We start from the raw sequence: 21,830 nt of genomic DNA on the forward strand, positions 1-21,830 counted from the left end.
CAACGATTGAGGGCTTTTCACTTCAGAAGACTCCGCACTTCTCAGAGGACGGATTGCTTCGTCCTGCGTCCTCGCAATGACATACGATTAGCACATCAGCACATTACCTTCCTAGCTCCTGCTCATATAGCCGGGTGCTTTCGTCGTCGAAGGTGACGAAGACGACCTGCTGGGGCAGCTCGTGGCTTGCCAGAAATTCCCGGACTTCCCGCACGGCAATGGCGGTAGCTTCGGGCTTGGGGTAGCCATAGACGCCGGTGCTGATGGCGGAAAAAGCCACGCTGTTGAGGTGGTTGTCAACTGCTAGGCGCAGGCAGTTGCGGTAACAGTCGGCCAGTTTTGCCGGCTCACCCTTCTGCCCACCGTTCCAGACCGGTCCCACGGTATGAATGACTTTCGCTGCTGGCAGCTTGCCGGCCGTGGTAATAACGGCCTGGCCCGTAGGCAAGCCTTTGCCCAGGTGGCCGGCCCGCAACTGCCGACAAGCTTCGAGGATTTCGGGACCTCCAGCCCGGTGGATGGCCCCGTCGACGCCGCCACCACCGAGTAGGGAGGAGTTGGCCGCGTTGACAATAGCTTCCGTATCGATTTTGGTAATGCCGCCCTGGTAAACCAGGATGCGGCCGAAGGCTTGGGCCTGGGCGCGCCAGTCGGTGGAGGAAGCGGTAGTTGGCATAATGGCGGAATACGTTCGGTGAAAAAGCGGATCAGGGCTGCTAGGCGTCTTTCTATCCTTACGCTTCATCCCGGAATTTCGCTGTTTCAACCCCGTTCCAGCCACGATTCGGTATATTAGTGGTTGCCTATGTAGCGGCGAATGAATAGGTTCGCTGCATCATCATTCACCAACCGCTCAACCCACCATGGAAGCTACCAACCGTGACCCCCAACTCTGGCGCATGGCCAAGTCCCGCGCCAAATTCAAATCCCACCTTTTCACCTACCTGGTCGTAAATGCTTTGCTCTGGGCTATCTGGCTGCTGACTGACTTCACCAGTGGGCACCGGGTTGGTCGTCATTTCGGCTTTATTCCCTGGCCGGTGTGGTCGACGGTGTTCTGGGGTTTTGGCGTGCTGATGCAGGGCATCCGAACCTACAGCGGCTTTGGCGGGCAGCAGTCGGAGCGGGAATATGAGCGGCTGGTGCGCCAGCGCGACGCGCAATAAGCCGCCCGTAAGCAGCGCTACTGTCCTACCTGCTGCCACCAGGGCAGCTGCGGCAGCGGGCCAGCACCTGGCATCACGGGCTGGCCTAGTTCGGGCGTAGTAATGGGCAGCTTCAGGCGGATGGCTTCCGTGGTGGCCCGCAGGATAGGGTCGTTCCAGTCGTGGAAAGCTTCGCTGAAAGCACCCCAGTGCACGGGCAGCATCACGCGGGCCCGCACATCCAGGCCGGCCAGCACGCTTTGCTCGGGTGTCATGTGAATCTGGCTCCACTGCTGGTCGTACTGCCCGCACTCCAGCAAAGCTAGGTCGAAGGGGCCGTGCTGCTGGCCGATACTCCGAAAGTGAGGGCCATAGCCCCCGTCGCCGCTGTAGAACACGCGCTTCGTGGCCGACTTCAGCACCCAGGAGCTCCACGAGGTAGAGTTGCGGTTGGTGAGGCCCCGGCCCGAGAAGTGCCGGGCCGGCGTGCTCACGATGGTCAGGTTCGGCAGCTGTACCGAGTCGTTCCAATCCAGCTCCCGGATTTTGTCGGGCGCCACGCCCCAGGCCCGCAGGTGGGCCCCCACGCCCAGGGGCACGTAGAAGCGCCGGGTCTTGTCCTTGAGCCGCCGGATGGTCTGGTAGTCGAGGTGGTCATAGTGGTCGTGAGAAATCAGCACGGCCTCGATGGCGGGCAATTGCTCGGCGGTAATGGCCAGGGAGGAATTATAGCGCTTGGGCGTAACCCAGCTCAAGGGGCCCATCTTCACGCTGAGCATCGGGTCGAATAGCACGTTGTAGCCCGCTATTTCGACCAGGCTGGCCGAGTGCCCAAACCAGGTGGCGCGCAGCATTTCGGGCGTTTTACGGGTGATGCTAACCGAGTCGAGGGGCCGCGTGGGCAGGGGGGCGGGCGGCATGGAGTTGGGCGACTTGTCGAACAAAAACTTCCACAGCATGCCCAGCATACTGCCGCCGGTGCTGACGTTGGTCGGGATCAGGTTCTGAAATTCGCCGTCCTTATAGCGGCCGGTTTTGGCGTAGGCGGCCCGCTCGGCCTTGGTGGGTTTGCCGCCCATTTCGGGACTCAAGTTAGCAAAGGCCACGCCGGCTACCAGCAGAATGGCCAGCAAACTGGCAATGAGGCGGCCGAGGAAGCGCGAAAATCTGGACATCAGGAAAGAATTGGGAACAGGGGAGAAGCGAGTTTGCTACCTGCGCTGACGAATTGGTACGGCAAATACTGTAAACTGACAGCAACGGGACGCCCATACGCTGCAACCTTCGGGTGGGGCTTGGTGTTTTAAGCCTATGATTCGCCGCCTTCTTCCCCTCGCCCTGTTCGCGCCTCTAGCCCTGGGCTTCACCGCCGAAAAGCCCACCGCTGCGGCCGACGCCAACCTGAGTAAAATCAAACTGCCTGCGGGCTTTACCATCAGCTACTTTGCTCAAGGTGTAAAAAGCGCCCGGGAGCTGGCCGTGGGGCCCGACGGCACCGTGTACGTGGGCACCAAGGACGACAAAGTATATGCCTTGCCCGACCGCAACAAGGACGGCCGCGCCGATGAAGTCGTGACGGTAGCCAGTGGCCTGAACGCGCCCAACGGCGTGGCCGTGCGCAACGGCTCGCTCTACGTGGGCGAAATCAACCGCATCGTGCGCTACGACAATATTGCCAAAACCCTTAAGCAAAAGCCCAAGCCGGTAGTGGTTTACAACCAGCTGCCCAACAAGGACTGGCACGGCTACAAGTACATTGCTTTCGGCCCCGATGGCAAGCTGTACGTGCCGGTAGGTGCCCCCTGCAACTCCTGTGAGCAGGAAGAAGCCATTTACGCCACCATCAACCGCATGAACCCCGACGGAACGGCTTTTGAAACCGTGGCCAAGGGCGTGCGCAACACCGTGGGCTTCGACTGGAGCCCGGTCGATAAGGCCCTGTGGTTTACCGACAACGGCCGCGACCAGCTCGGCGACAACCTGCCCGCCGATGAACTCAACCGCGCTGCCGCGCCTGGCCTACACTTCGGCTTCCCCTACTTCTTTGCCGGCGACGTGCCCGACCCCGAGTTCAGCCAGGGCCGCTCGGCTGCTACCTACACCAAGCCCGCCCGCAAGCTCGGCCCCCACGTGGCGGCCCTGGGCATGAAATTCTACACCGGCAAGCAATTCCCGGCCCAGTACCGCAACCAGATTTTCATTCCTGAGCACGGCTCTTGGAACCGCAGCTCCAAAATCGGCTACCGCATCAGCCTCGTCAAGCTCGACGCCACCGGCAAGCAGGCTACCAGCTACGAAACCTTTGCCGAAGGCTGGCTGCAGGGCAAAACCAGCTGGGGCCGCCCTGTCTGCCTGCTCCAGATGCCCGACGGCTCCCTGCTGCTCTCCGACGACCAGAACGACGCCGTCTACCGCATTAGCTACAAAGGATAATGTGTCCTTGCGAGGACGAAGCCATCCGTCCTCTGCGCAGTACGACCGGACCTTTTACCAGAAAGCCCTAACGTCTACTCAGGCGTTAGGGCTTTTTACTTTAGAACAATCAGGTCCTTTCAGAGGACGAATGGCTTCGTCCTAGCAAGGGCACATTCTTCACACTGCCCACATTCCAACACATTAGCACATTACACCTATCTTGCCTGCCGATGAAAAAACAGCGAGTTCCGAAGCGCGTGGTGGGCCGCCGGGAGTTGGTCGACTTTCCGCAGTTTGATATCCAGGGCGTCGAGGCCAAGGTGGACACGGGCGCCTATACCGGCGCTATTCACTGTTCCAACATCCACGTGGAGCAGCTGCCCGACGGCCGCGAAATTCTGCGCGTGCAGCTCCTCGACGACTCCCACCCCAACTTCAACGGCCGGGCCATGTACTTCCCCGACTTTGGCTTACGGGAAATCAAAAGCTCCAACGGCGACGTGCAGGAGCGCTACGTTATTCAAACCATTATCCGTCTTTTCAACGAAGATTACGCCACCGAATTCTCCCTTTCCGACCGCAGTGACATGAAATATCCCGTCCTGATCGGGCGGCTACTGTTGCGCCGCGGGCGGTTTGTGGTGGACGTGGCCCGGCGTAATGTTTCGGCTAAATTTCAGCACGCCGCGAACCAAGCGCGGCCATAAGCGCTTTGGGTAGTTACTTTGCAAGCCCGCTTCTGCTCTTCTCTCACTATCCTCCAAGACACCCTTTCCGATGAAACTTGCGATTCTGTCGCGTGAGCCGAAGCTGTATTCCACGACTCGTCTGGTAGAAGCCGCGCAGCAGCGTGGCCACGACGTGGCGGTTATCGACCATATGAAGTGCAACCTGGTGCTCGAAAAAGGGGCCCCCGGCATTGTATATCTCGACAATAAACTCGAAAAATTCGACGCCATCATTCCCCGCATCGGGGCCTCGGCCACCTTCTACGGCACGGCCGTGGTGCGGCAGTTCGAGATGATGAAGGTCAAGACGGCCGTCGAAAGCCAGGCCATCATCCGCTCCCGCGACAAGCTGCGCTCCATGCAGATCTTGTCTCGCGCGGGCGTGGGCATGCCCAAGACGGCCTTTACCAACTATTCCAACGAAGTATCCGAGCTGATCGGGCTGGTGGGCGGCGCGCCCGTTATCATCAAGCTGCTCGAAGGCACCCAGGGCCTGGGGGTAGTGCTGGCTGAGTCGGAAAAGGCGGCTCAGTCAGTGATTGAGGCCTTTCACAACCTCAAGGCCCGCATCATCGTGCAGGAGTATATTGCCGAAAGCAAGGGTGCCGACCTGCGCGCCTTTGTCGTGAACGGCGAGGTAGTAGGGGCCATGAAGCGGCAGGGCAAGGAGGGCGAGTTCCGCTCCAACCTGCACCGCGGTGGCACCGGCACGCTCGTCAAACTCACCCGGGCCGAAAAAGCTGCTGCCCTGCTGGCCACTAAAGCCCTAGGCCTGGGCATAGCCGGCGTGGATATGCTGCAAAGCAAGCGCGGTCCGCTGGTGCTGGAAGTAAACTCCTCGCCGGGCCTGGAGGGTATCGAAAAAGCCACTGGCCTGAACATTGCCGGCAAAATCATCGAGTACACCGAGGAACTAACCCAGCGCAAGGTGAAAAAGGAAAGCGCGGCCAAGAAGCCGACTCCCGAGCCCCTGCCCGATTCGCAGTCGGACACGCCAGCGCGGTAAAGCTGCCGCAGTAAGAACCGCAATCCATGAGTCGACTACTGGTCGAGTATGCGGCCCACCACGCGGAACCGTTGCGGCAGTTGTATTTGCGGGCCCGGCAGCAGGCTTTTACCTGGCTTGACTCAACGCAGTTTGCCTTGGCGGACTTCGACGCGGCTACCCAGGGCGAAACCATCCTAGTGGCCTTAGACCAGGAAAAGCCTGTGGGTTTCGTGGCTTGGTGGCCGCCCGACAACTTTGTGCACTCGCTGTTTGTGGCGCCCGAACAAGCCGGACAAGGCATTGGGAAAGCATTGCTGCAGGCTTGCCTGGCCCGGGTGGGCCGTCCTGCCACGCTCAAATGCCTGCAAGCCAACGATCCAGCCCTAAGGTTTTATGAGCGCCAAGGCTGGGTTATTACTGAAGCCGGCGACAGTGCCGAGGGCCCGTATTTTCTGCTGGCGCTGCAGTAACTCCCGACGCCGCGGGAAAAGCAGGAGTGGGGGCGGGTTATTTTTCGGGAATAGCGCAGGGATGCTCCACGCGTGAAGCCACTGCCGCCGCGGTGGTTGTCTGATATTTTTTGAAACTTGCGGGCTTTCTGAGCGGGCAAAGGGCCGGCTCCCGTCCTGCGTCCGGCCGTTACGCAGCCTTACTATTGCCCGCCCGTGCTGGAAGACCCGTTTGCCGCCCCCGAGAACATGCTCATCAACGGCCTTACCATCCGGCCGGGCGAACAGGTCCTGACGCGGCTGGTCATTTCGCGCCTGCCCTCGGGCACTGTCATCGATGTGCCGGTGCATGTGTACCGCTCCGAAAAGCCTGGTCCCACGGTGCTGCTCATGGCTGGCATGCACGGCGACGAGGTAAACGGCATCGAAACCATCCGCCGCCTGATCCGGCGCGACCTGCTGCATCCCTTGCGGGGCACTATCATTGCCATTCCCATCCTCAACATCTACGGGTTTCTGAACTTTAGCCGGGAAGTGCCCGATGGCAAGGACGTGAACCGCAGCTTTCCCGGCCACCCACGGGGCTCCTTGGCCAGCCGCGTAGCCCACCGCTTCATGCGCGAAATCATGCCCCTGGTCGACTGCGGCATCGACTTTCACACCGGCGGGGCGGCCCGTAGCAACTTCCCCCAGGTGCGCTGCCAGCTCGGCTCCCCGGACGGCGACGCCCTGGCCCAGGCCTTTGCCGCACCTTTCACATTGCACTCGTCCCTGCGGCCGGGCTCCTTGCGGGAGGCGGCTTTTAAGCAGGGCAAATCCATTATCGTGTACGAGGCCGGCGAATCCTTGCGGCTCGATGAGGCCGGCATCGACATGGCCATTGCCGGCACGTTTCGGGTGTTGCACCACTTGGGCATGGCGCCCGAGGCCGCGCCGCCGGCCCAGCCCAGCATCGTGTGCTTGCGCCATACCTGGCTGCGGGCCAAGTTTGCGGGCCTGTTTCGGAGCCATGTGCAGAACGGGCAGTACCTGGAAAAAGGCCAGACCTACGGCAGCGTGGCCGACCCCTACGGCGAGCAGGCCGTGCGCCTGGAGTCGCCGGTGTCGGGTTACATCATTGGGCTCAACCACATGCCGGTCGTCAACCAGGGCGACGCCCTGCTGCACGTGGGCTTAGTCGACGAGGCTGAAGCTGCCCGACTGGCCCGCAACCCGCCCTTCAACGAAAAGCCCGGCGACCCGGAAGAGTCGGAAGAAATAGAAGTCGAATAACTGCTGCCGTTAGCCCGAAGGGCCGCTTTTTTCTTTGCACCATGAGTACTGTTCCCGCCCTACCGCGCACGGCCCGCTTGTACCTCCGGCCTTTTCAGGCTGCTGACCTGCCCGCTTTTGCCGCCTACCGCGCCGACCCTGCCGTAGCGCGCTTCCAAAGCTGGGAGCCCTACACCCTGGCCCAGGCCGAGGCTTTCGTAGCCAGCCAGACTGGCGCCACCATCCCAGGCCCGCCCGGCACCTGGGTCCAGATTGCCATTGCCCACAGTGGCACCGACGAGCTGCTGGGTGATTGTGCCCTGTGCTTGCAGGCCGACGACCCTCGACTGGCCGAAATCGGCATTACAATAGCTCCGGCCCACCAGGGGCAAGGCTACGCCACTGAAGCCCTGCGGGCTCTGCTGGAATACTGCTTTCGGGTGCTGCACCTGCACCGTGTGGTGGCTGTAACGGATTGTCTCAACCACAATTCGGTAGCGTTGCTGGCCCGGGTCGGAATGCGGCGGGAAGCTCATTTTCGGCAGCACTTCTGGTTTAAGGGCATTTGGGGCGACGAATACGTGTATGCCCTGCTAGAGCAGGAATGGCAGTAAAACCACGGATAAAGGTCCTGGCCCGCAGGTAGCTTGCCGCTTTTTGTGTTTCTTTGGTCAGCCATTGACGGGCTTTTTCCTTTTTTTCTTTTTCCTCGAATGAACAATCCCCTGCGCCTGATAATCGACGCCGTGCTGGTAGTAGCCGTAATCGTGCTGTTTTACCTGCACTTCTCTTCCAAGCCCACCGCGGCTCCTGCGGCGGCTGCGCCTGCTGCGGCCGTCGTGCAGCCTGCCGACAAAGACGATGACGACACCACTGCTACGGCTGCCGCCACGACCGTCGTGCCCGTAGCCGAGACCGATAAAGTAGCCTACGTGGAATCTGGCAAGCTGTTGGAGGGCTACAAAGGCATGCAGGACGCCCGCCGCAGCTTCGAGGCCAAGGCCCGGGGCTGGGAGCGCCAGAACCAGGCGTTGGTAACCGGCTTCCAGACCGCCGTGCAGCAGTACCAGAAGCAGGCCGAAAGCCTAACGCCCGAGCAGCGCGCCGCCACCGAGCAGAAGCTGCAGGCCCAGCAGCAGCAGGCCGGTATGGCCCAGGAAAAGCTGCAGCGCCAGGCCCAGGAAGAAGAAGCCAAGATGACCCAGCAGGTGCTGGGCCGCATCAACAAGCAGATTGAAAAATACGGCAAAGACAACGGCTACAAGCTGATTCTCATTGCCGCGCCCAGCGGCACCATTGCCTACGGCCGCAAGGATATCGACATTACCGACCAGGTGCTCAAACACCTGAATCAGGAATACAGCGGTAAAAAATAAGGGATCCTTATATATGACTCTGGAAATGCCTGACGTTTAGTGAAGCGTCAGGCATTTTTACTATCCGCCCCAGCCAACCTTTTGGCACGATTTTACATCCTCACGGGTACGCCGGCAGGTTGCCGCACCAGCCCTTTTCGGGTATATCCTTCTCTTAGCCACCTCCCTATAGTCCTTATTTACTCTTTTTTATGAGCCATTTTCGCTCACTCGTACTGCTCGGCGGCCTGCTGATGGGGGCCACTGCGGCCCGGGCCCAACAATCCGGCAAACTCACCATCAGTGGCTACGTCCGGGACCAGGCCACGGGGGAAAACCTCATCGGCGTGGCCGTGATGAACCCCACTACCGGCCAGGGCACGGCCACCAACAACTACGGCTTCTACTCGCTGACGCTGCCCGTTTCGGCCGACTCCCTGCGGCTGTTCGTGTCGTATCTGGGTTACGAAAAGGGGCGCTTCGCCGTGAAGGCGGAACGCAACGTAAGCCACGACTTTCGGCTGCGGCCCTTGTCGGCCGAAATAGCCGGCGTGGAAGTGGTGGGCACCAAGGAGGAAAAGATTGCTCAAAGCACTCGCATGGGCACTATCAACGTGCCCATTGCCCAGATTAAGGCTTTGCCGGCCCTGTTTGGCGAAACCGACGTGCTCAAGGTCCTGCAGCTGCTGCCTGGCGTGCAGAGCGGGGGCGAGGGGCAGAGCGGCCTCTACGTGCGCGGCGGCTCCCCCGACCAGAACCTAGTGCTGCTCGACGGTACGCCGGTCTACAACGCAGCGCACTTGTTCGGCTTCTTCTCCGTGTTCAATGCCGATGCACTGAACAATGTGGAGCTCATCAAGGGTGGCTTTCCGGCCCGCTACGGCGGCCGGCTTTCCTCGGTACTCGATATTTCGATGAAGGAAGGCAACATGCAGGAATTTCACGGCGAGGGCGCCATCGGCATCGTGGCCTCCAAGCTGACCCTCGAAGGGCCCATTAAGAAAGACACGGCCTCGTTCATCATCTCAGCCCGCCGCACCTACATCGACCTGCTGGCCCGTCCGCTGATCAATATGGCCCTGGCCAGTGAGGGTATTCCGGCCGATGAGCGGCCCACGGTGGGGTATTTCTTTCACGATTTGAACGGCAAGCTTAACTGGAAAGTCAGCCGCCGCGACCGGCTCTACCTGAGCGCCTACACCGGCTACGATAAGTTCTACGGCCGCTACAACGACAAAGACGACGATGGGTCCTACTACAAGGAAAACGACGGCCTGGGCTGGGGCAACCTTACGGCCGCTCTGCGCTGGAACCGCGTGCTCAACGACCAGCTGTTCATGAACACGCACTTCACCTATAGCAAGTACCAGTTCAACGTCGGCATCCTGCAGGAAAACAAGGTTATTAACAACGGTCAGCCCGAGGTCAACAAGTTTTCCCTGAAGTACCTGTCCAACATCCGGGACTTAAGCCTCAAAACCGACCTGGACTACGTGCCCAACCCCGACCATTACATCCGCTTCGGGGGCCAGTACATTCTGCACTCGTTCCGTCCCGGTGCCTTGCAGGTGAAAGGGGAGGGCTCGGCTGATGTTGAGTCGGGGGTGCAGACGCTGGCCAGTGAAGCCAGCCTCTACGCCGAGGACGACTACCGTGTGACGGACCGGCTGAAGGTAAACGGCGGCCTGCGCCTGAACAGCTTCCTGGTAGATCAGAAGCTGTATCCGTCGGTGGAGCCCCGCCTGGCAGCCCGCTTCCTGCTTACCGAAAAATGGGCCTTGAAGGCGTCGTACGCCCGCACCACGCAGTACATTCACCTGCTCACCAACAGCGGCATTGGCTTGCCCACCGACCTGTGGGTGCCGGCTACGGCCAAGGTTAAGCCCCAACGGGCCCAGCAAATCAGCTTGGGCGCGGCCCGCAGCCTGCAGCACAAGGGCGAGGAGTACGAACTCAGCCTGGAAACCTATTACAAGCCCATGCAGAACCTGATTGAGTACAAGGAAGGTGCTAGCTTCCTGGGTACTACCGACAGCAAGTGGGAAGATAAAGTAACCAGCGGCCAGGGTTGGGCCTACGGAGCGGAAGTATTTCTGCAGAAGAAATCGGGCCGTACCACCGGCTGGATTGGCTACACGCTGGCCTGGAGCAACCGTAAATTCGCGGAGCTGAATCAGGGCCGTCTGTACCCGTATAAGTACGACCGGCGCCACGACGCTTCGCTGGTGGTGGTGCACAAGTTCAGCCCCACCTTTACGCTGTCGGGTACCTGGGTGTACGGCACCGGCAACGCCACGACGCTGTCGGAAGGCCGGTTCCGGTTGTCGCCCAACGAGCTGTACGAGGAGTATGGTCCGCGCAACAGCTACCGGATGCGGGCCTACCACCGCCTCGACCTGGACCTGAGCAAGACCAAGAAAAAGAAGTGGGGCGAAGTGGTAAACAGCTTTAGTCTTTACAATGCCTACAGCCGCCGCAACCCCTACTACATGTACCTCTCCAGCGACTACGACTACCAGACCGGCCAGAACAAGTCGGTATACAAGCAGATTTCGCTGTTCCCCATCATCCCGTCCTTCAGCAAGAGCTTTAAATTCTAACCCGCCATCCTTATGCGTACGCTATTTACCCTGAATCTGCGGCGGAGTGCGGTGCTGGCCGTGCTGAGTACCGGCCTGCTGAGCAGCTGCGAAACGGTTATTGACCTGCCCGAGCCCGAGCACACGCCGCGCATTGCCCTCAAATACATTCTGAGCAACTACGAGCCCCAGCGCCAGACCGACGAGCTGGCCAATACCCGGAAGCTGTTTGTGAGCAACAGCCAGCGGATCTTTTCCAACAAGGAGGCCCGGGGCCGCAAAGATGCTACAGTCGTTATTCTGGACGAAAACGGGGCCGAGGTGGAGCGGTTCCGGCCTGTGCTGCCCAGCTCACCCTACGACACGTTCAACATCGGCTCCTACGAGCCCACACGCAACCTGAAAGGGGAGCCCGGCCGTACCTACACGCTGCGCGCTTCCCTGCCGGGTTTCGAAACAGTAGAAAGCAAGCTGACTCTGCCCGCCGTGCCAGTAATTGAAAGTGCCACTTTCGTCAAAAATGAGAGCAAAAGCGAAAACAGTAGCGTCTTCGGCCAGCTCTCCCTGACGGTAGCCGACGACCCGGGTGCGGCCAACTACTACGTGGCTTTTGCCCGCGTCGTCAATTCGCAGAACAACCAGTACCAGGGGTGGTCGCAGGTGGATGTAGCCGAGGACGAAAGTGACGTAGAAGTGGATTTGGGCCAGTTTCAGCTGTCCACGGTTTACTCGTTTCAGGGCTACAGCTACGGCCTGTTTCCTTTCGCCGATACCAACGTGAACGGCAAGCGCTTCTCCCTGACCACCAACGTGCGCTTCTATGACGGCTACTGCCAGCAGCCCAGCAACTGCCAGCGCCCCGACTACATGGAAGTGTACGTGACGAGCATGACCCAGGACACCTACAACTTCTTCCTGGCCCGGCGGCGCTACAACGACAGTGAGGGCAACCCCTTTGCCGAGCCCGCCCCGCTGCCCTCCAACATCCGGCCCGGCTACGGTCTGTTTGGCGGCATGACCGACGCCGTGTACCGCATCAAGCTGCGCTAGAGCGGCTAATTCTGGCCAAAAAAAATCCCTCGTTACGGCACGTAACGAGGGATTTTTGCTGAGTAGGCCTGTATTGCCGAGTTGGTAGCACTGCCTGTTGCCCAGCAACTGCGCCGAGGCTTACTCTTTAACTAGGCGTTTGATGGCCGTGCCATCGGCGGTGAGCAGACGCACTGAATAAACCCCGGCGGGCAATCCGCTCAGATTTAGTTCTTCCCGAATAACTCCGGCCTGAGGCTGGAGCGCGAACTTGCGGACTATCTGGCCCAGTGGGTTGAGCAGTTCTACTTGCACCGGCTGCTGAGCACGCAGGCCACTCAGCTCTAGCGTAGCTTGGTGAGTTGTGGGGTTAGGATAGAGCTGGGGCTGGACCGCCAGCATCGCTGGGCGAGAGGCCAGTACGAAGGCCTGGAAATCGTAGTAATAGTACTTGTACTGGTTGACAAACGCGTGCGACTGAAAGTCAACGGTTTGCTGCAGGCGCCGTACCATGTCGTTGGTCGAGTTGAAGACGTCGAAATAGCGGAAACCTATGTCTAGTTGCCAGGCGGCATTCGCCCAGGATTCAACCGTGTAGCCGTAGCCCTTGCCATTGGCATCGTATTTCTGGTCTATACGAGATGAGTTCACCCAGGTCCCGTTGCTGAAGCGTTGGGAAGTAGTAACCGTATTCGTAGCCAGATACTCAACGCTAGTGCGCTCGTAGGGCTGCCACGCGGCCCCGTCCCAGGTTTGTGTCTGGTAAGAAAGGGGCTGCTCTTTCGTGTTATACACGATGTTTACTACTTGGCTAGTGTTTCTCCAGGCCTGGCTGACCCAGGCCTGGCTGACGTAGCCGCTATAGGTAAGCGAGGAGCCAGAGTAGGTATACACGTAACGGTTGTTGGGTGCAAAGCTCTGGGTAGCGGGGCTCCAGTTCTCCACCACTTGTTCGGCTATGCGGTTTTGTGCATCCAGGACGTAGGTAGTTTGGGTGCCGGAGGCTATCGTCCAGGCATTGTTCGTCCATTGCTGGGTAAGGGTACGGATGCGGCGGCCGGCTGCGTCATAGGTGTATACGCTGCGGCGCTGGCCCACCCAGGCCCCATTAACCCAGTTATCTATTTGAAATTCCGTATTGCGACCGTTGCCATCGTAGCTGTATAAGTAGCGGGTAGCGTTTTGCCACTGCGAGCCGGCCCAGGTTTCCTCTAGTCGGCTGGCAATCTGATTGGCCCCGGTGTAGGCAATAGTAGCTCGGGTACTGGGAACCTGTGTGGCTGAGTCCGTTACGACTTCCTGCGTAACGAGTCCTTGCGTGTTATAAGTGAGGTTGGTGGCGCTGGCCGCAGTTGCCCACTGATTAGTTGTCGTGTTCCAGGCGTAGGTCGTTGAGCGGGTATAGTAACGCACCGTGCTGGCGCGAGCTGCTGGGGCCGAACTGCGTAACTGCGCTTCGATGGGCGACAAATCGGCGGCCGCGGCTGGCTGCAACGCTACCAGGTTGCTTGCATTCTGGGCGTGTGCAAGGGGCACACCGCCAAGGCCCATAAGGCCCAGGAGTAAAATTTTTTTCATGAATCTTTTAAAGAATTATACAACAACGTTTTATGCCGGTGCCGTTCTGCTGGGCACATTAGCTTGCGACCAGCAGGCAGCAGCCAAAGAAAGATGAGCTGAGGGGCATTTAAGGCAGAGTGAATTGCTGACAAAGATATTTATCAACACGTTGCAGTGCATAATATAAAAAAGCCGGCTGCGGAAGTCCGCAGCCGGCTGGACACAGGCAAGTAATGCGCTGTGAGGAATTAGAAGGTAAAGCGCAAGCTCACGGCCGCGTCGTTGTAGAAGCCGGTGTAGCCGTTGAATACTTCGAAATACGGTTTGTAGTCGACGCCCACCACGAAGGGCAGGTCCTCCATCTTGTACTCCAGGCCCAGAATCAGGTCGGCCCCGAAAGCTACGTAAGTTGCGTCGTCGGCTACGTAACGGCGGTATACTACGTACGAATCCTTTTTGTGGTAGCGGTAGTAGCGCACATCGTCGAAGTAGTAGCGGCCCTGGTAAGCGCCCAGGTGAAAACCCGCGCCATAGTAGAACTGCAAGCCTTTGACGTCGGAAATGGCCTTATGCTTTTCGCCCAGCAACGTGAGCCGGGCCCCGCGGGCCTTGTACTCGGTCGTGACCAGGGCTTCTAATGCCACACCGTTTTTGCCGCTCAAAAAGTGCTTGATGGTAAGGCCCGACGAGTAGCCGCCGCCGCGCAGACCAATGCCCGTGCTATAGCCGGAGCTGGAGCCGCCGCCCGAGGATTTCTTTTTGCTTTGGGCCGATGCCAGCGTGGTGCTGCACAGCAAAACCACGACCAGGAGGAGGGAGGAAATACGCTTCATACGTTCTGGAACTGCTTGGGAAATATGGACAAAAGTAAGCAGCCCAACCGGACTTAGCGGCGCCAGATACGGCCCGCCGCAATTTCATCCGATAAGTGCACTTTAATCCCGCCTCCGTCATCTTCGGCCGCTCGTAGCATAGACTGGGCTACCGTAGCGGCCGATACCGCCCGATATTTGCGCAGCGGCCCCACCAACAGCGGGTTCAGCACGCGCAGCAGCACGGCTCCTACCTGTTCGCCGGCCCGCTTTTCGGCCCGCTCCCCGAGCAGCAGCGATGGGCGGAAAATATGAATTGCCCGGAATGGGGCCTGCCGCACCGTATCTTCCATCTCGCCCTTCACCTTGTTATAGTAGAAGCGCGAGTCGGCATCGGCGCCCATGGCCGAGACGACCATGAACTGGGCCGCGAAGTTGGCGGCCGTCAGGGCAGCCAGCTTCACCACGTATAGGTAATCGACTTTGTAGAAGGCTTCCTTTGAGCCGGCCTGCCGCATGGTGGTGCCCAGGCAGCAAAACACATCATCGGCAATGAGGGAAAGGCGGTGCTGCTCCAGTTGGTCCATGTCGAGCACGCGCTGCTCCAGCTTGGGGTGCACCATCGGTACAGGCCGCCGACCTACGGCAATAACTTTGGCGTAGCGGTCGGAGGCCAGGAGCAGGGGCAGTAGCTGGCTGCCAACGAGGCCGCTGGCGCCGGCAATAAGAGCAGTTTTCTGAAGTTTCATGGGGCAGAGGGAGCGGAAAGCGGAACAACCGGCGAAGTGAAAGGCCGGCCTACCATACGCAGGATTACCGCCCTACGACTACAGCCCGATGCCGGCTACTCTCCCTCTACCAGACGCGTCTGCTCGGGCAACAGTTGTACCAGGCCCTGCTTATATAAGGAGCCCAGGGCTTTCTTGAACACTTTCTTGCTCATTCCCAGGCGGCGGTAAATATCGTCGGCCTCACTTTTATCCGACAGCGGCAGGCTGCCGTTGCCCTTGCGTAGGGCGTCCAGAATCACCTGGGCCGCGTCGAGGGCTTCAGCGTATCCCAGCTTTTGCAGGCTGATATCGAGCTTGCCGTCGGGCCGGATCTGGCGCACGTAGCCGGTGGGCGTGTCGCCGAGGCGCAGGGGCTTGAACACCTCGTTGTAATAGAGCAAGCCCTGGTGCGTACCGTTGACGATGGCCGAATAGCCTAGGTCGGTTTCGGCCGCAATAAAGAGCTCTACCGCGTCGCCGGCCTGGCCGGGGAAAGGCTCCTCGCTCAGGAACCGGTCCCACTTGGCCGTGGCCACGATGCGGTCCGTGGTTTCGTCGAGGTACACGTACACCGTCACGCGCTGGCCGGGGCGCAGGTTGCGCCACTGGTTGCTGTAGGGCAAAAACAGGTCTTTTTCCAGGCCCCAATCCAGGAAGGCGCCCACGCTGCTTACGTCGCGCACGGTGAGGGCGGCAAACTGATTGACGCGCACGTAGGGCTCCAGGGTGGTGGCAATGAGCCGGTCCTCGGAGTCGCGGTACACGAATACGCGCAGCCAGTCGCCTACTTGGGTGCCTTCGGGCACGTACTTGCCCGGAATCAGCAGGTCGCCGTCGTCGGAAGTCAGGTACAAGCCAAAATCGACCGCGCGGGCCACTTCCAGTTCGTTAAAATCGCCTAGCGCAAGCATGCGGAAAAAATTGTGAGATGGTGAAATTGTGAAATGGTGAGTTCGTGTCAGCACGAGAAGTCACCTGACAAAGGTAGAGTATCCTGCTGCGTACTGCCCATTAAACGCAAATGCCCCTCGCATAGCCGCAAAAATCAGCCGGCGCAGTAGCTCCTGTATGCCGATTGAACAGGAACTCACTACTTCACCAGTTTATTATCTCACCACTATTCGTAGCGCACGGTGTTGGGCTGGGCGAAGTTGAAGTCGCTGAAGCCGTAGTAGGGGCGGGCATTTTCGAAGATGCGGAAGCCGCCGGGGTTGGTTTGGCCGCGGGGGTAGAAGCCCAGCAGCAGCTGCACGGTGCGCACGGCAATGTACTCGTTGCGTAGGCGCAGGCCCAGGCCGAAACCGGTGTAGGGCGTGTTGCGGAAGGGCAGTTCCTGGCCAGGCTTGGTGGCCAGCCAGGCCGCATCCACGAAGGCCACGCCCGCCACCCGGAAGCCCAGAAACGAAACAGGCGTAAACACCGTGGTTTCATAGTTGAGCACGAAGCGGCTGGTGCCCCGCATATCCGACTCGAAGCCCCGCAGGCCGCGGTTGCCGTCGATGAGCAAGCCTTGCTCGTCGGCGCGGCGGTTGAAGCCCAGGGCCGAGCGGTTCCAGAAAAAGTGCCGCCACTGCCAGTTGCCAGTGTGGTAGAGGCGGGTGAAATACAGCACTTCGGTACTGAGCAGGCCCTGCTGCCAGTCTTTGTCGCGCTGCCGGACATAGGAGCCAAATTCCCCGCTCAAGTATAGGTAGCCGTTGCGCATGCTGAAGCCGCCGGTGGCCGCGCGCAGGGCATAGTAGTGGCGGTTGGCCTGGTCGTTGAAGTCGTAGCCCGCCGTCAGGCTCAGCAGCGTGCCGGTCGGAATGTCTTCGGTGCGGCCAAAACCGAACAGGTACTTGTCCTTATAATAGCGTCGCACGCTGTAGCCCACCGTGCCCAGCACCACCGTGGAGTTGAAGTAATCCGGGTTGGGCCGGGCCGTGTATTCGGTATTGAGTACCCGGCCCGACACGATGAGACGGGCGGGGTTTTCGTAGCCCAAATCGTAGCTGCGCAGCCGAAACGAGCGGCCCAGCCAGGCGTCCCGGATGCTGTAGTTGGAGGGCAGGTAAAAGGTGGGCCGGTCGGGCAGGTTTACCGCAATGCCCTGGCGGGAGCTGCGCAACGATACGGCCCCGGCGTAGCGGGTGTTGAGCGAGTAAAAGTCGCGGGAGAAGCCGATGGCCTTTTCCTCGTACTGAAACTCGTTGCGGTAGCGCACCTGCCCGTTGATAAAGTTGCGGAACGGTACCACGTAGCTGCCCTCGTAGCTCCACGACTGGGGCTCGGTGCGGCCGTACTCAAACCGGTTATTAATCTGGTGGCCCTGGCCCAGGAAGTTTACGTCGCGGGCCGCAATAACGCCCGCGCCCACGTCGCGCAGCTCAAACGAGCCCCCGATGCTGAACACGTCCTTGGTAATAATGCGGATGTCGACGCTGTCCTGGGTGGTGGTTTCCTCATCCACAAACACGCGGGCGTCGAGTAGCTCGTCGGTTTGGCGCAAGAGACGCTCCGACTCGGTCAGGGCCTGGGGAGCCAGCTCTTCGCCCACCCGAAACAGCAGCAGCTGCCGCACCCGGGCCCGGGAAGTCGTCACGTGCAGGCTGTTGCCGGTGCGCTCCAGGATGTTGCGGGGCTGGCGCGTGGGGTCCGATACGCTGTAGCCAAACGCATCAAGAGCCCGGATATCAATGCGCCGCACGATTTTGTAGTTGTGCTGGTCAAACTGCCGGTCGAGCAGCTCCACGTCGATACCAACCTGGTCTTCTTTGCGCTCAGTGAAGTTGAAAATAGCCGAAGCAGCCTTGCCAGCAATGGTTTTGCGCCGGGTATAGGCCTTTAGCCCCGTGAGCAGGCGTTCCTGGTCGAAGCGCCGCCGCAGGGAGTCGCGCCGGGTTTCAGGCTGGGTCCGCATCGAGTCCGTCACTACGGGCTTGGTCGGCTGCTGAGCCCAGGCGCTGCCGGCCACCAATAGCAAGGCCAGCAGCCCAGGCAGGCGGCGCAGCAATACGGGAACAGACCAGACGCAACGGTTCATGAAACGGCAACAACACGGTGGCTTGCGGCCCGGCACCGGGGCCGTCGGCAAAGCCTTACTCGGCAAGTTACGAAGCGGAAAGGGCGGTCCGCAACAGCTGAGCCGGATAAGCGAAAAAAGGTTGGCCATGGCCGGCCGGCTGCTAAAGGCCCCAGTAGAAGAGAGGGCACCGAAAATGGCAACGCCACGGCCGGGCTGGGAACCATTTCCCAAAAAAATTAGCTTAGTATAGTATTGCGCAGAAAAGATCAATCTGCTATTTTTAAGCCCTCAAACAGCCCCTAATGAACGAGCGGATTCAGGAAAAGCTAAGTATTTTGGCAGATGCCGCGAAGTACGACGTATCGTGCTCCAGCAGCGGCGGCAAGCGCAAGAACGAGAACAAAGGCCTGGGCAACGCCGAGGGCATGGGCATCTGCCACTCCTTCACCGAGGACGGCCGCTGCGTGTCCCTGCTCAAGATCCTGCTGACCAACTATTGCATCTTCGACTGCGCCTACTGCGTCTCGCGCCGCTCCAACGACGTGAAGCGCGCCGCCTTTACCGTGGATGAAGTCGTGGACCTGACCATGAACTTCTACCGCCGCAACTACATCGAAGGCCTGTTCCTGAGTTCCGGCATCTTCAAGGATTCAGATTACACGATGGAGCGGCTGGTGCGCATCATCAAAAAGCTGCGCACGGAGCATAAGTTCAACGGCTATATCCACGTCAAAACCATTCCCGGTGCCTCGCCCGAGCTCATTGCCGAAGCTGGCCTGTACGCCGACCGCCTCAGCGTCAATATCGAGCTGCCCTCGGAGCTAAGCCTCACCACGCTGGCTCCGGAGAAAAACTACCAGGAAATTCTGACCCCGATGGGCCAGATTCGGGACGGTATTACCCAGAACAAGGAGGAAAAGGCCCTGTTCAAGAAGGTGCCCAACTTTGCTGCCGCTGGCCAGAGCACCCAACTCATCGTAGGCGCTTCAGCCGAAAACGACCACCAGATCATCAAGCTCACCGACTCGCTCTACAAGGGCTACGGCTTGAAGCGGGTGTATTACTCGGGCTACATTCCGGTGAGCGGCGACGCCCGCCTGCCGCAAGTGACCCAGCCGCCCGTGATTCGGGAGCACCGGCTCTACCAGACCGACTGGCTCATGCGCTTCTACGGCTTTGAGGCCGACGAAATTCTGGACCCCGAGCATCCCTTCCTGGACCTGGAAATTGACCCCAAGCTGGCCTGGGCCCTGCGCAACCGCCACGTGTTTCCGGTCGACATCAACACGGCTGACTACGAGATGATCCTGCGCATTCCCGGGGTGGGAGCCCGCTCGGCCAAGCGCATCGTGGCCGCCCGCCGCTTCTCGCCGCTCAGCCTCGACCATTTGCACAAGTTTGGGGTGGTGCTCAAGCGGGCCAAGTACTTCATTACCTGCAAAGGCCAGGCCCTCGAAACCCGCGACTACGACGAGCAAAGCATCCGCCGCCAGATTTTGTTTGGCTCGGGTTCGGTCCGCTCGGCGCTGGTCACCCAGCAGCTCGATTTGTTTGCCCAGGCCGGTTAAGGGCTTGGGTTTGGTGCCCGAAGAAAGGAATTGTGAAAAGGCGACACCAACTTTTTAGTACGCAGTAAATCAACATCTTTCTTCTGACTCCACGCTTACCTGCTTAATTACCAAGATGATGACTATCACTCACCGCGGTGCCGACGCGTCGGCCGCCATCCAGGAACCCAAACCCGAAAAAGTAGCTCGCCTGGCTTGCTGCTGCAAGCTCAGCGACCTGCTGCCCATCGTGCGCCAGCTGCACGAGAAATCCCGCGCCCAGCACGCCCAAACGGCCAATCGGCCGGAGGCAGCCTAACCCCAACTGCAACCCCGGCGCTATGCTAGCGGTAAAGCGTAGGGTGCACTACGAACTCGAACATCATTACGTCGATACCAACGGCGTCCGCCTGCACGTGGTGCAGTGCGGCCCCGCGCACGGCCCGCTCGTGGTTTTGCTGCACGGCTTTCCCGAATTCTGGTATGCCTGGCATCGGCAGCTGCACACGCTGGCCGCGGCAGGCTACCGGGTGTGGGCTCCCGACCAGCGCGGCTACAACCTGAGCGAAAAGCCCCGCCGCGTAGCAGACTACCGCATCGACACGCTGGCCCGCGACGTGCTGGGCCTGCTCGACGCGGCCGGTGAGCAGCAAGCTTTCATCGTGGGCCACGACTGGGGCGCGGCTGTGGCCTGGCACTTGGCGGCGCACTACCCGGCGCGGGTGCGCAAGGCGGCCATGCTCAACGTGCCCCACCCGGATGTGATGTTGCATACGCTCGGCCGCAGCCTGGAGCAGCTGCGCAAAAGCTGGTACATCTTCTTTTTCCAGTTACCGGGGCTGCCTGAGTGGCTGGTGCGCCGCCGCAACTGGTCCTTTGGCCGGCAGGCATTGGTGGGCACCAGTCGGCGCGGCACGTTCAGCACCGCTGATTTGGCCGAGTATGTAGCTGCCTGGCAACAGCCTCGGGCCATGCGCAGCATGATCAACTGGTACCGGGCGGCGGTGCGCACTCCGCGGCAACTGAAGTCAGCGGGTCGGGTAACGGTGCCGGTACACATTATCTGGGGCGTGAAGGATGCCTTTCTGAAGCGCGAAATGGCCGAGAAAAGCCTGATGCTGTGTGAGCAGGCCCAGCTGACCTATCTGCCGGCCAGTCATTGGGTGCAGCACGAAGAGGCAGAAGCCGTGAATGGGCTGTTGCTCCGATTTTTTGACGCTTGAACCCAGCCTGCCTTTCCGCTACTATGAGCCGCTCCCTGACTCCACTGAATCAACCCAATGCAGTTGGCAAGCCACGGGCCACGGTGCGCCCCGCGGCGCCAGCTCTTACGGCCCCACCGCTGGACTACACCTACGACGGTTCGTTTGACGGGCTGATGACGGTGCTGTTCACGATTTATGACCGCAAAGCCCCGCCCAACAGCATTCAGCCGGAGGGCGCGGTGCAGGGCGGGCTATTCACCCAGCCGCTGCTGGTCGAAACCCACGAAGCTGCGGCGGCGCGGGTGTGGGAGGGGCTGCTGTTGCACATGCGGGAGGAAGCCCGGACGCGGCTGTTTCACGCCTTTCTAAGTGAACAGCCCGACCGGGAGCTGCTTATCTTCCGTTACGCCGATTTGGCCATGCGCTCCGCCCAGGACATTGCCGAAAACTACACCGACGACAACGTGCGGCGGGTGGCTCACCTTTCCCAACAGATGGGCCGTGAAAAGCACCGGATGGAGGCTTTCGTGCGCTTCGAAAAAACAGCCGACGAGCTGTTTCACGCTACCATCGAGCCCGATTTCGACGTGCTCCCGCTCATTGCCCCCCACTTCACCAAGCGCTACGCCGACCAGCGCTGGCTCATTTACGACCAGCGCCGGCACTACGGGCTCTACTACGACCTGCACCGTACCGACATCGTGCAGTTTGAGCCTGACACCACCGCGCCCCGCCGTTCGGAGGTATCGGCCACGGTGCTCGATGAGCGGGAGCCGCTGTTTAAGGTGTTGTGGCAGACGTATTTTGACCACGTCAATATTCCGGAACGCAAAAATATCAAGCTACACCGGCGGCACATTCCGTTGCGCTACTGGAAGTATTTGAGCGAAAAGCAGCCCCGGGAAACTCGGTTTGAGCCGATTCGAAATAAGCGGCCCCAGCCCTAGCTGACCTTGCGGCTCGGATAAAACCATTTTACTTTGTCCTGGCTCT

The 21,830-nt window shown here is 60.0% G+C and carries 21 protein-coding genes; 14 read left to right on the top strand and 7 right to left on the bottom strand.

Annotated elements, in window-relative coordinates; genetic code table 11:
• Positions 1 to 103: 103 nt before the first annotated feature.
• Positions 104 to 676, bottom strand: coding sequence for an O-acetyl-ADP-ribose deacetylase (locus MUN80_RS09450; protein WP_244722754.1), 573 nt, complete (start codon positions 674 to 676; stop codon positions 104 to 106).
• Between the two features lie 187 nt (positions 677 to 863).
• Here MUN80_RS09450 and MUN80_RS09455 point away from each other — a divergent pair, with 187 nt between their 5' ends.
• Positions 864 to 1,166, top strand: a complete 303-nt coding sequence (locus MUN80_RS09455; RefSeq protein WP_244722756.1) for a 2TM domain-containing protein — start codon at positions 864 to 866, stop codon at positions 1,164 to 1,166.
• A gap of 17 nt (positions 1,167 to 1,183) precedes the next feature.
• Here the strand turns inward: MUN80_RS09455 and MUN80_RS09460 are convergent, their stop codons facing one another.
• Positions 1,184 to 2,320, bottom strand: coding sequence for an MBL fold metallo-hydrolase (locus MUN80_RS09460; protein WP_244722759.1), 1,137 nt, complete (start codon positions 2,318 to 2,320; stop codon positions 1,184 to 1,186).
• Positions 2,321 to 2,456: 136 nt separating this feature from the next.
• On the opposite strand from MUN80_RS09460, the gene MUN80_RS09465 reads away from it, so the two are divergent.
• From MUN80_RS09465 to MUN80_RS09505, 9 genes are all read left to right on the top strand, one after another.
• Positions 2,457 to 3,578 (top strand): PQQ-dependent sugar dehydrogenase, encoded by a 1,122-nt coding sequence (locus tag MUN80_RS09465; RefSeq protein ID WP_244722762.1) that lies wholly within the window; start codon positions 2,457 to 2,459, stop codon positions 3,576 to 3,578.
• Positions 3,579 to 3,790: 212 nt separating this feature from the next.
• Positions 3,791 to 4,267, top strand: coding sequence for an ATP-dependent zinc protease family protein (locus MUN80_RS09470; protein WP_244722764.1), 477 nt, complete (start codon positions 3,791 to 3,793; stop codon positions 4,265 to 4,267).
• Positions 4,268 to 4,337: 70 nt separating this feature from the next.
• The gene (gene rimK / locus MUN80_RS09475; RefSeq protein ID WP_244722767.1) at positions 4,338 to 5,294 is read left to right on the top strand and encodes a 30S ribosomal protein S6--L-glutamate ligase; all 957 of its coding nucleotides are present in this window, start codon (positions 4,338 to 4,340) and stop codon (positions 5,292 to 5,294) included.
• Positions 5,295 to 5,320: 26 nt separating this feature from the next.
• A complete protein-coding gene (locus tag MUN80_RS09480) occupies positions 5,321 to 5,746 on the top strand; it encodes a GNAT family N-acetyltransferase (RefSeq protein ID WP_244722777.1) in 426 nt (141 codons plus the stop codon).
• 195 nt (positions 5,747 to 5,941) lie between these two features.
• A complete protein-coding gene (locus tag MUN80_RS09485; RefSeq protein ID WP_311136280.1) occupies positions 5,942 to 6,997 on the top strand; it encodes a succinylglutamate desuccinylase/aspartoacylase family protein in 1,056 nt (351 codons plus the stop codon).
• A 41-nt stretch (positions 6,998 to 7,038) separates the two neighbouring features.
• A complete protein-coding gene (locus MUN80_RS09490) occupies positions 7,039 to 7,590 on the top strand; it encodes a GNAT family N-acetyltransferase (RefSeq protein WP_244722778.1) in 552 nt (183 codons plus the stop codon).
• A 99-nt stretch (positions 7,591 to 7,689) separates the two neighbouring features.
• Positions 7,690 to 8,352 carry an OmpH/Skp family outer membrane protein gene (locus tag MUN80_RS09495; RefSeq protein ID WP_244722779.1) on the top strand — a complete coding sequence of 221 codons (663 nt, stop codon included), beginning with the start codon at positions 7,690 to 7,692 and terminating at the stop codon, positions 8,350 to 8,352.
• 191 nt (positions 8,353 to 8,543) lie between these two features.
• On the top strand, positions 8,544 to 10,931 hold the full coding sequence (locus MUN80_RS09500; RefSeq protein WP_244722781.1) for a TonB-dependent receptor: 2,388 nt from the start codon (positions 8,544 to 8,546) through the stop codon (positions 10,929 to 10,931).
• 12 nt (positions 10,932 to 10,943) lie between these two features.
• A complete protein-coding gene (locus MUN80_RS09505) occupies positions 10,944 to 11,960 on the top strand; it encodes a DUF4249 domain-containing protein (protein ID WP_244722783.1) in 1,017 nt (338 codons plus the stop codon).
• Between the two features lie 120 nt (positions 11,961 to 12,080).
• On the opposite strand, the gene MUN80_RS09510 is transcribed toward MUN80_RS09505, so the two are convergent.
• The 5 genes from MUN80_RS09510 to MUN80_RS09530 form a co-directional block, all read right to left on the bottom strand.
• Positions 12,081 to 13,517: a T9SS type A sorting domain-containing protein gene (locus tag MUN80_RS09510; protein ID WP_244722785.1), complete on the bottom strand. Its 1,437-nt coding sequence runs from the start codon at positions 13,515 to 13,517 to the stop codon at positions 12,081 to 12,083.
• Between the two features lie 230 nt (positions 13,518 to 13,747).
• Positions 13,748 to 14,332, bottom strand: a complete 585-nt coding sequence (locus tag MUN80_RS09515; RefSeq protein ID WP_244722786.1) for a hypothetical protein — start codon at positions 14,330 to 14,332, stop codon at positions 13,748 to 13,750.
• 53 nt (positions 14,333 to 14,385) lie between these two features.
• Entirely contained in the window at positions 14,386 to 15,060 is a 675-nt protein-coding gene (locus MUN80_RS09520) for an NAD-dependent epimerase/dehydratase family protein (RefSeq protein ID WP_244722789.1), read from the bottom strand.
• 95 nt (positions 15,061 to 15,155) lie between these two features.
• The gene (locus MUN80_RS09525) at positions 15,156 to 15,992 is read right to left on the bottom strand and encodes a CvfB family protein (RefSeq protein ID WP_244722792.1); all 837 of its coding nucleotides are present in this window, start codon (positions 15,990 to 15,992) and stop codon (positions 15,156 to 15,158) included.
• Positions 15,993 to 16,198: 206 nt separating this feature from the next.
• Positions 16,199 to 18,103: a BamA/TamA family outer membrane protein gene (locus MUN80_RS09530; protein ID WP_244722795.1), complete on the bottom strand. Its 1,905-nt coding sequence runs from the start codon at positions 18,101 to 18,103 to the stop codon at positions 16,199 to 16,201.
• Positions 18,104 to 18,387: 284 nt separating this feature from the next.
• Here MUN80_RS09530 and MUN80_RS09535 point away from each other — a divergent pair, with 284 nt between their 5' ends.
• The 4 genes from MUN80_RS09535 (at position 18,388) to MUN80_RS09550 (ending at position 21,784) form a co-directional block, all read left to right on the top strand.
• Positions 18,388 to 19,653 (top strand): putative DNA modification/repair radical SAM protein, encoded by a 1,266-nt coding sequence (locus tag MUN80_RS09535; RefSeq protein WP_244722797.1) that lies wholly within the window; start codon positions 18,388 to 18,390, stop codon positions 19,651 to 19,653.
• A gap of 115 nt (positions 19,654 to 19,768) precedes the next feature.
• On the top strand, positions 19,769 to 19,951 hold the full coding sequence (locus tag MUN80_RS09540; RefSeq protein WP_244722800.1) for a hypothetical protein: 183 nt from the start codon (positions 19,769 to 19,771) through the stop codon (positions 19,949 to 19,951).
• 22 nt (positions 19,952 to 19,973) lie between these two features.
• The gene (locus MUN80_RS09545) at positions 19,974 to 20,855 is read left to right on the top strand and encodes an alpha/beta fold hydrolase (protein WP_244722803.1); all 882 of its coding nucleotides are present in this window, start codon (positions 19,974 to 19,976) and stop codon (positions 20,853 to 20,855) included.
• A 23-nt stretch (positions 20,856 to 20,878) separates the two neighbouring features.
• Positions 20,879 to 21,784, top strand: coding sequence for a TIGR03915 family putative DNA repair protein (locus MUN80_RS09550; protein ID WP_244722806.1), 906 nt, complete (start codon positions 20,879 to 20,881; stop codon positions 21,782 to 21,784).
• The last annotated feature ends 46 nt before the right edge of the window (positions 21,785 to 21,830 follow it).

The sequence above is a fragment of the Hymenobacter cellulosivorans genome (assembly GCF_022919135.1).
GTDB lineage: Bacteria > Bacteroidota > Bacteroidia > Cytophagales > Hymenobacteraceae > Hymenobacter > Hymenobacter cellulosivorans.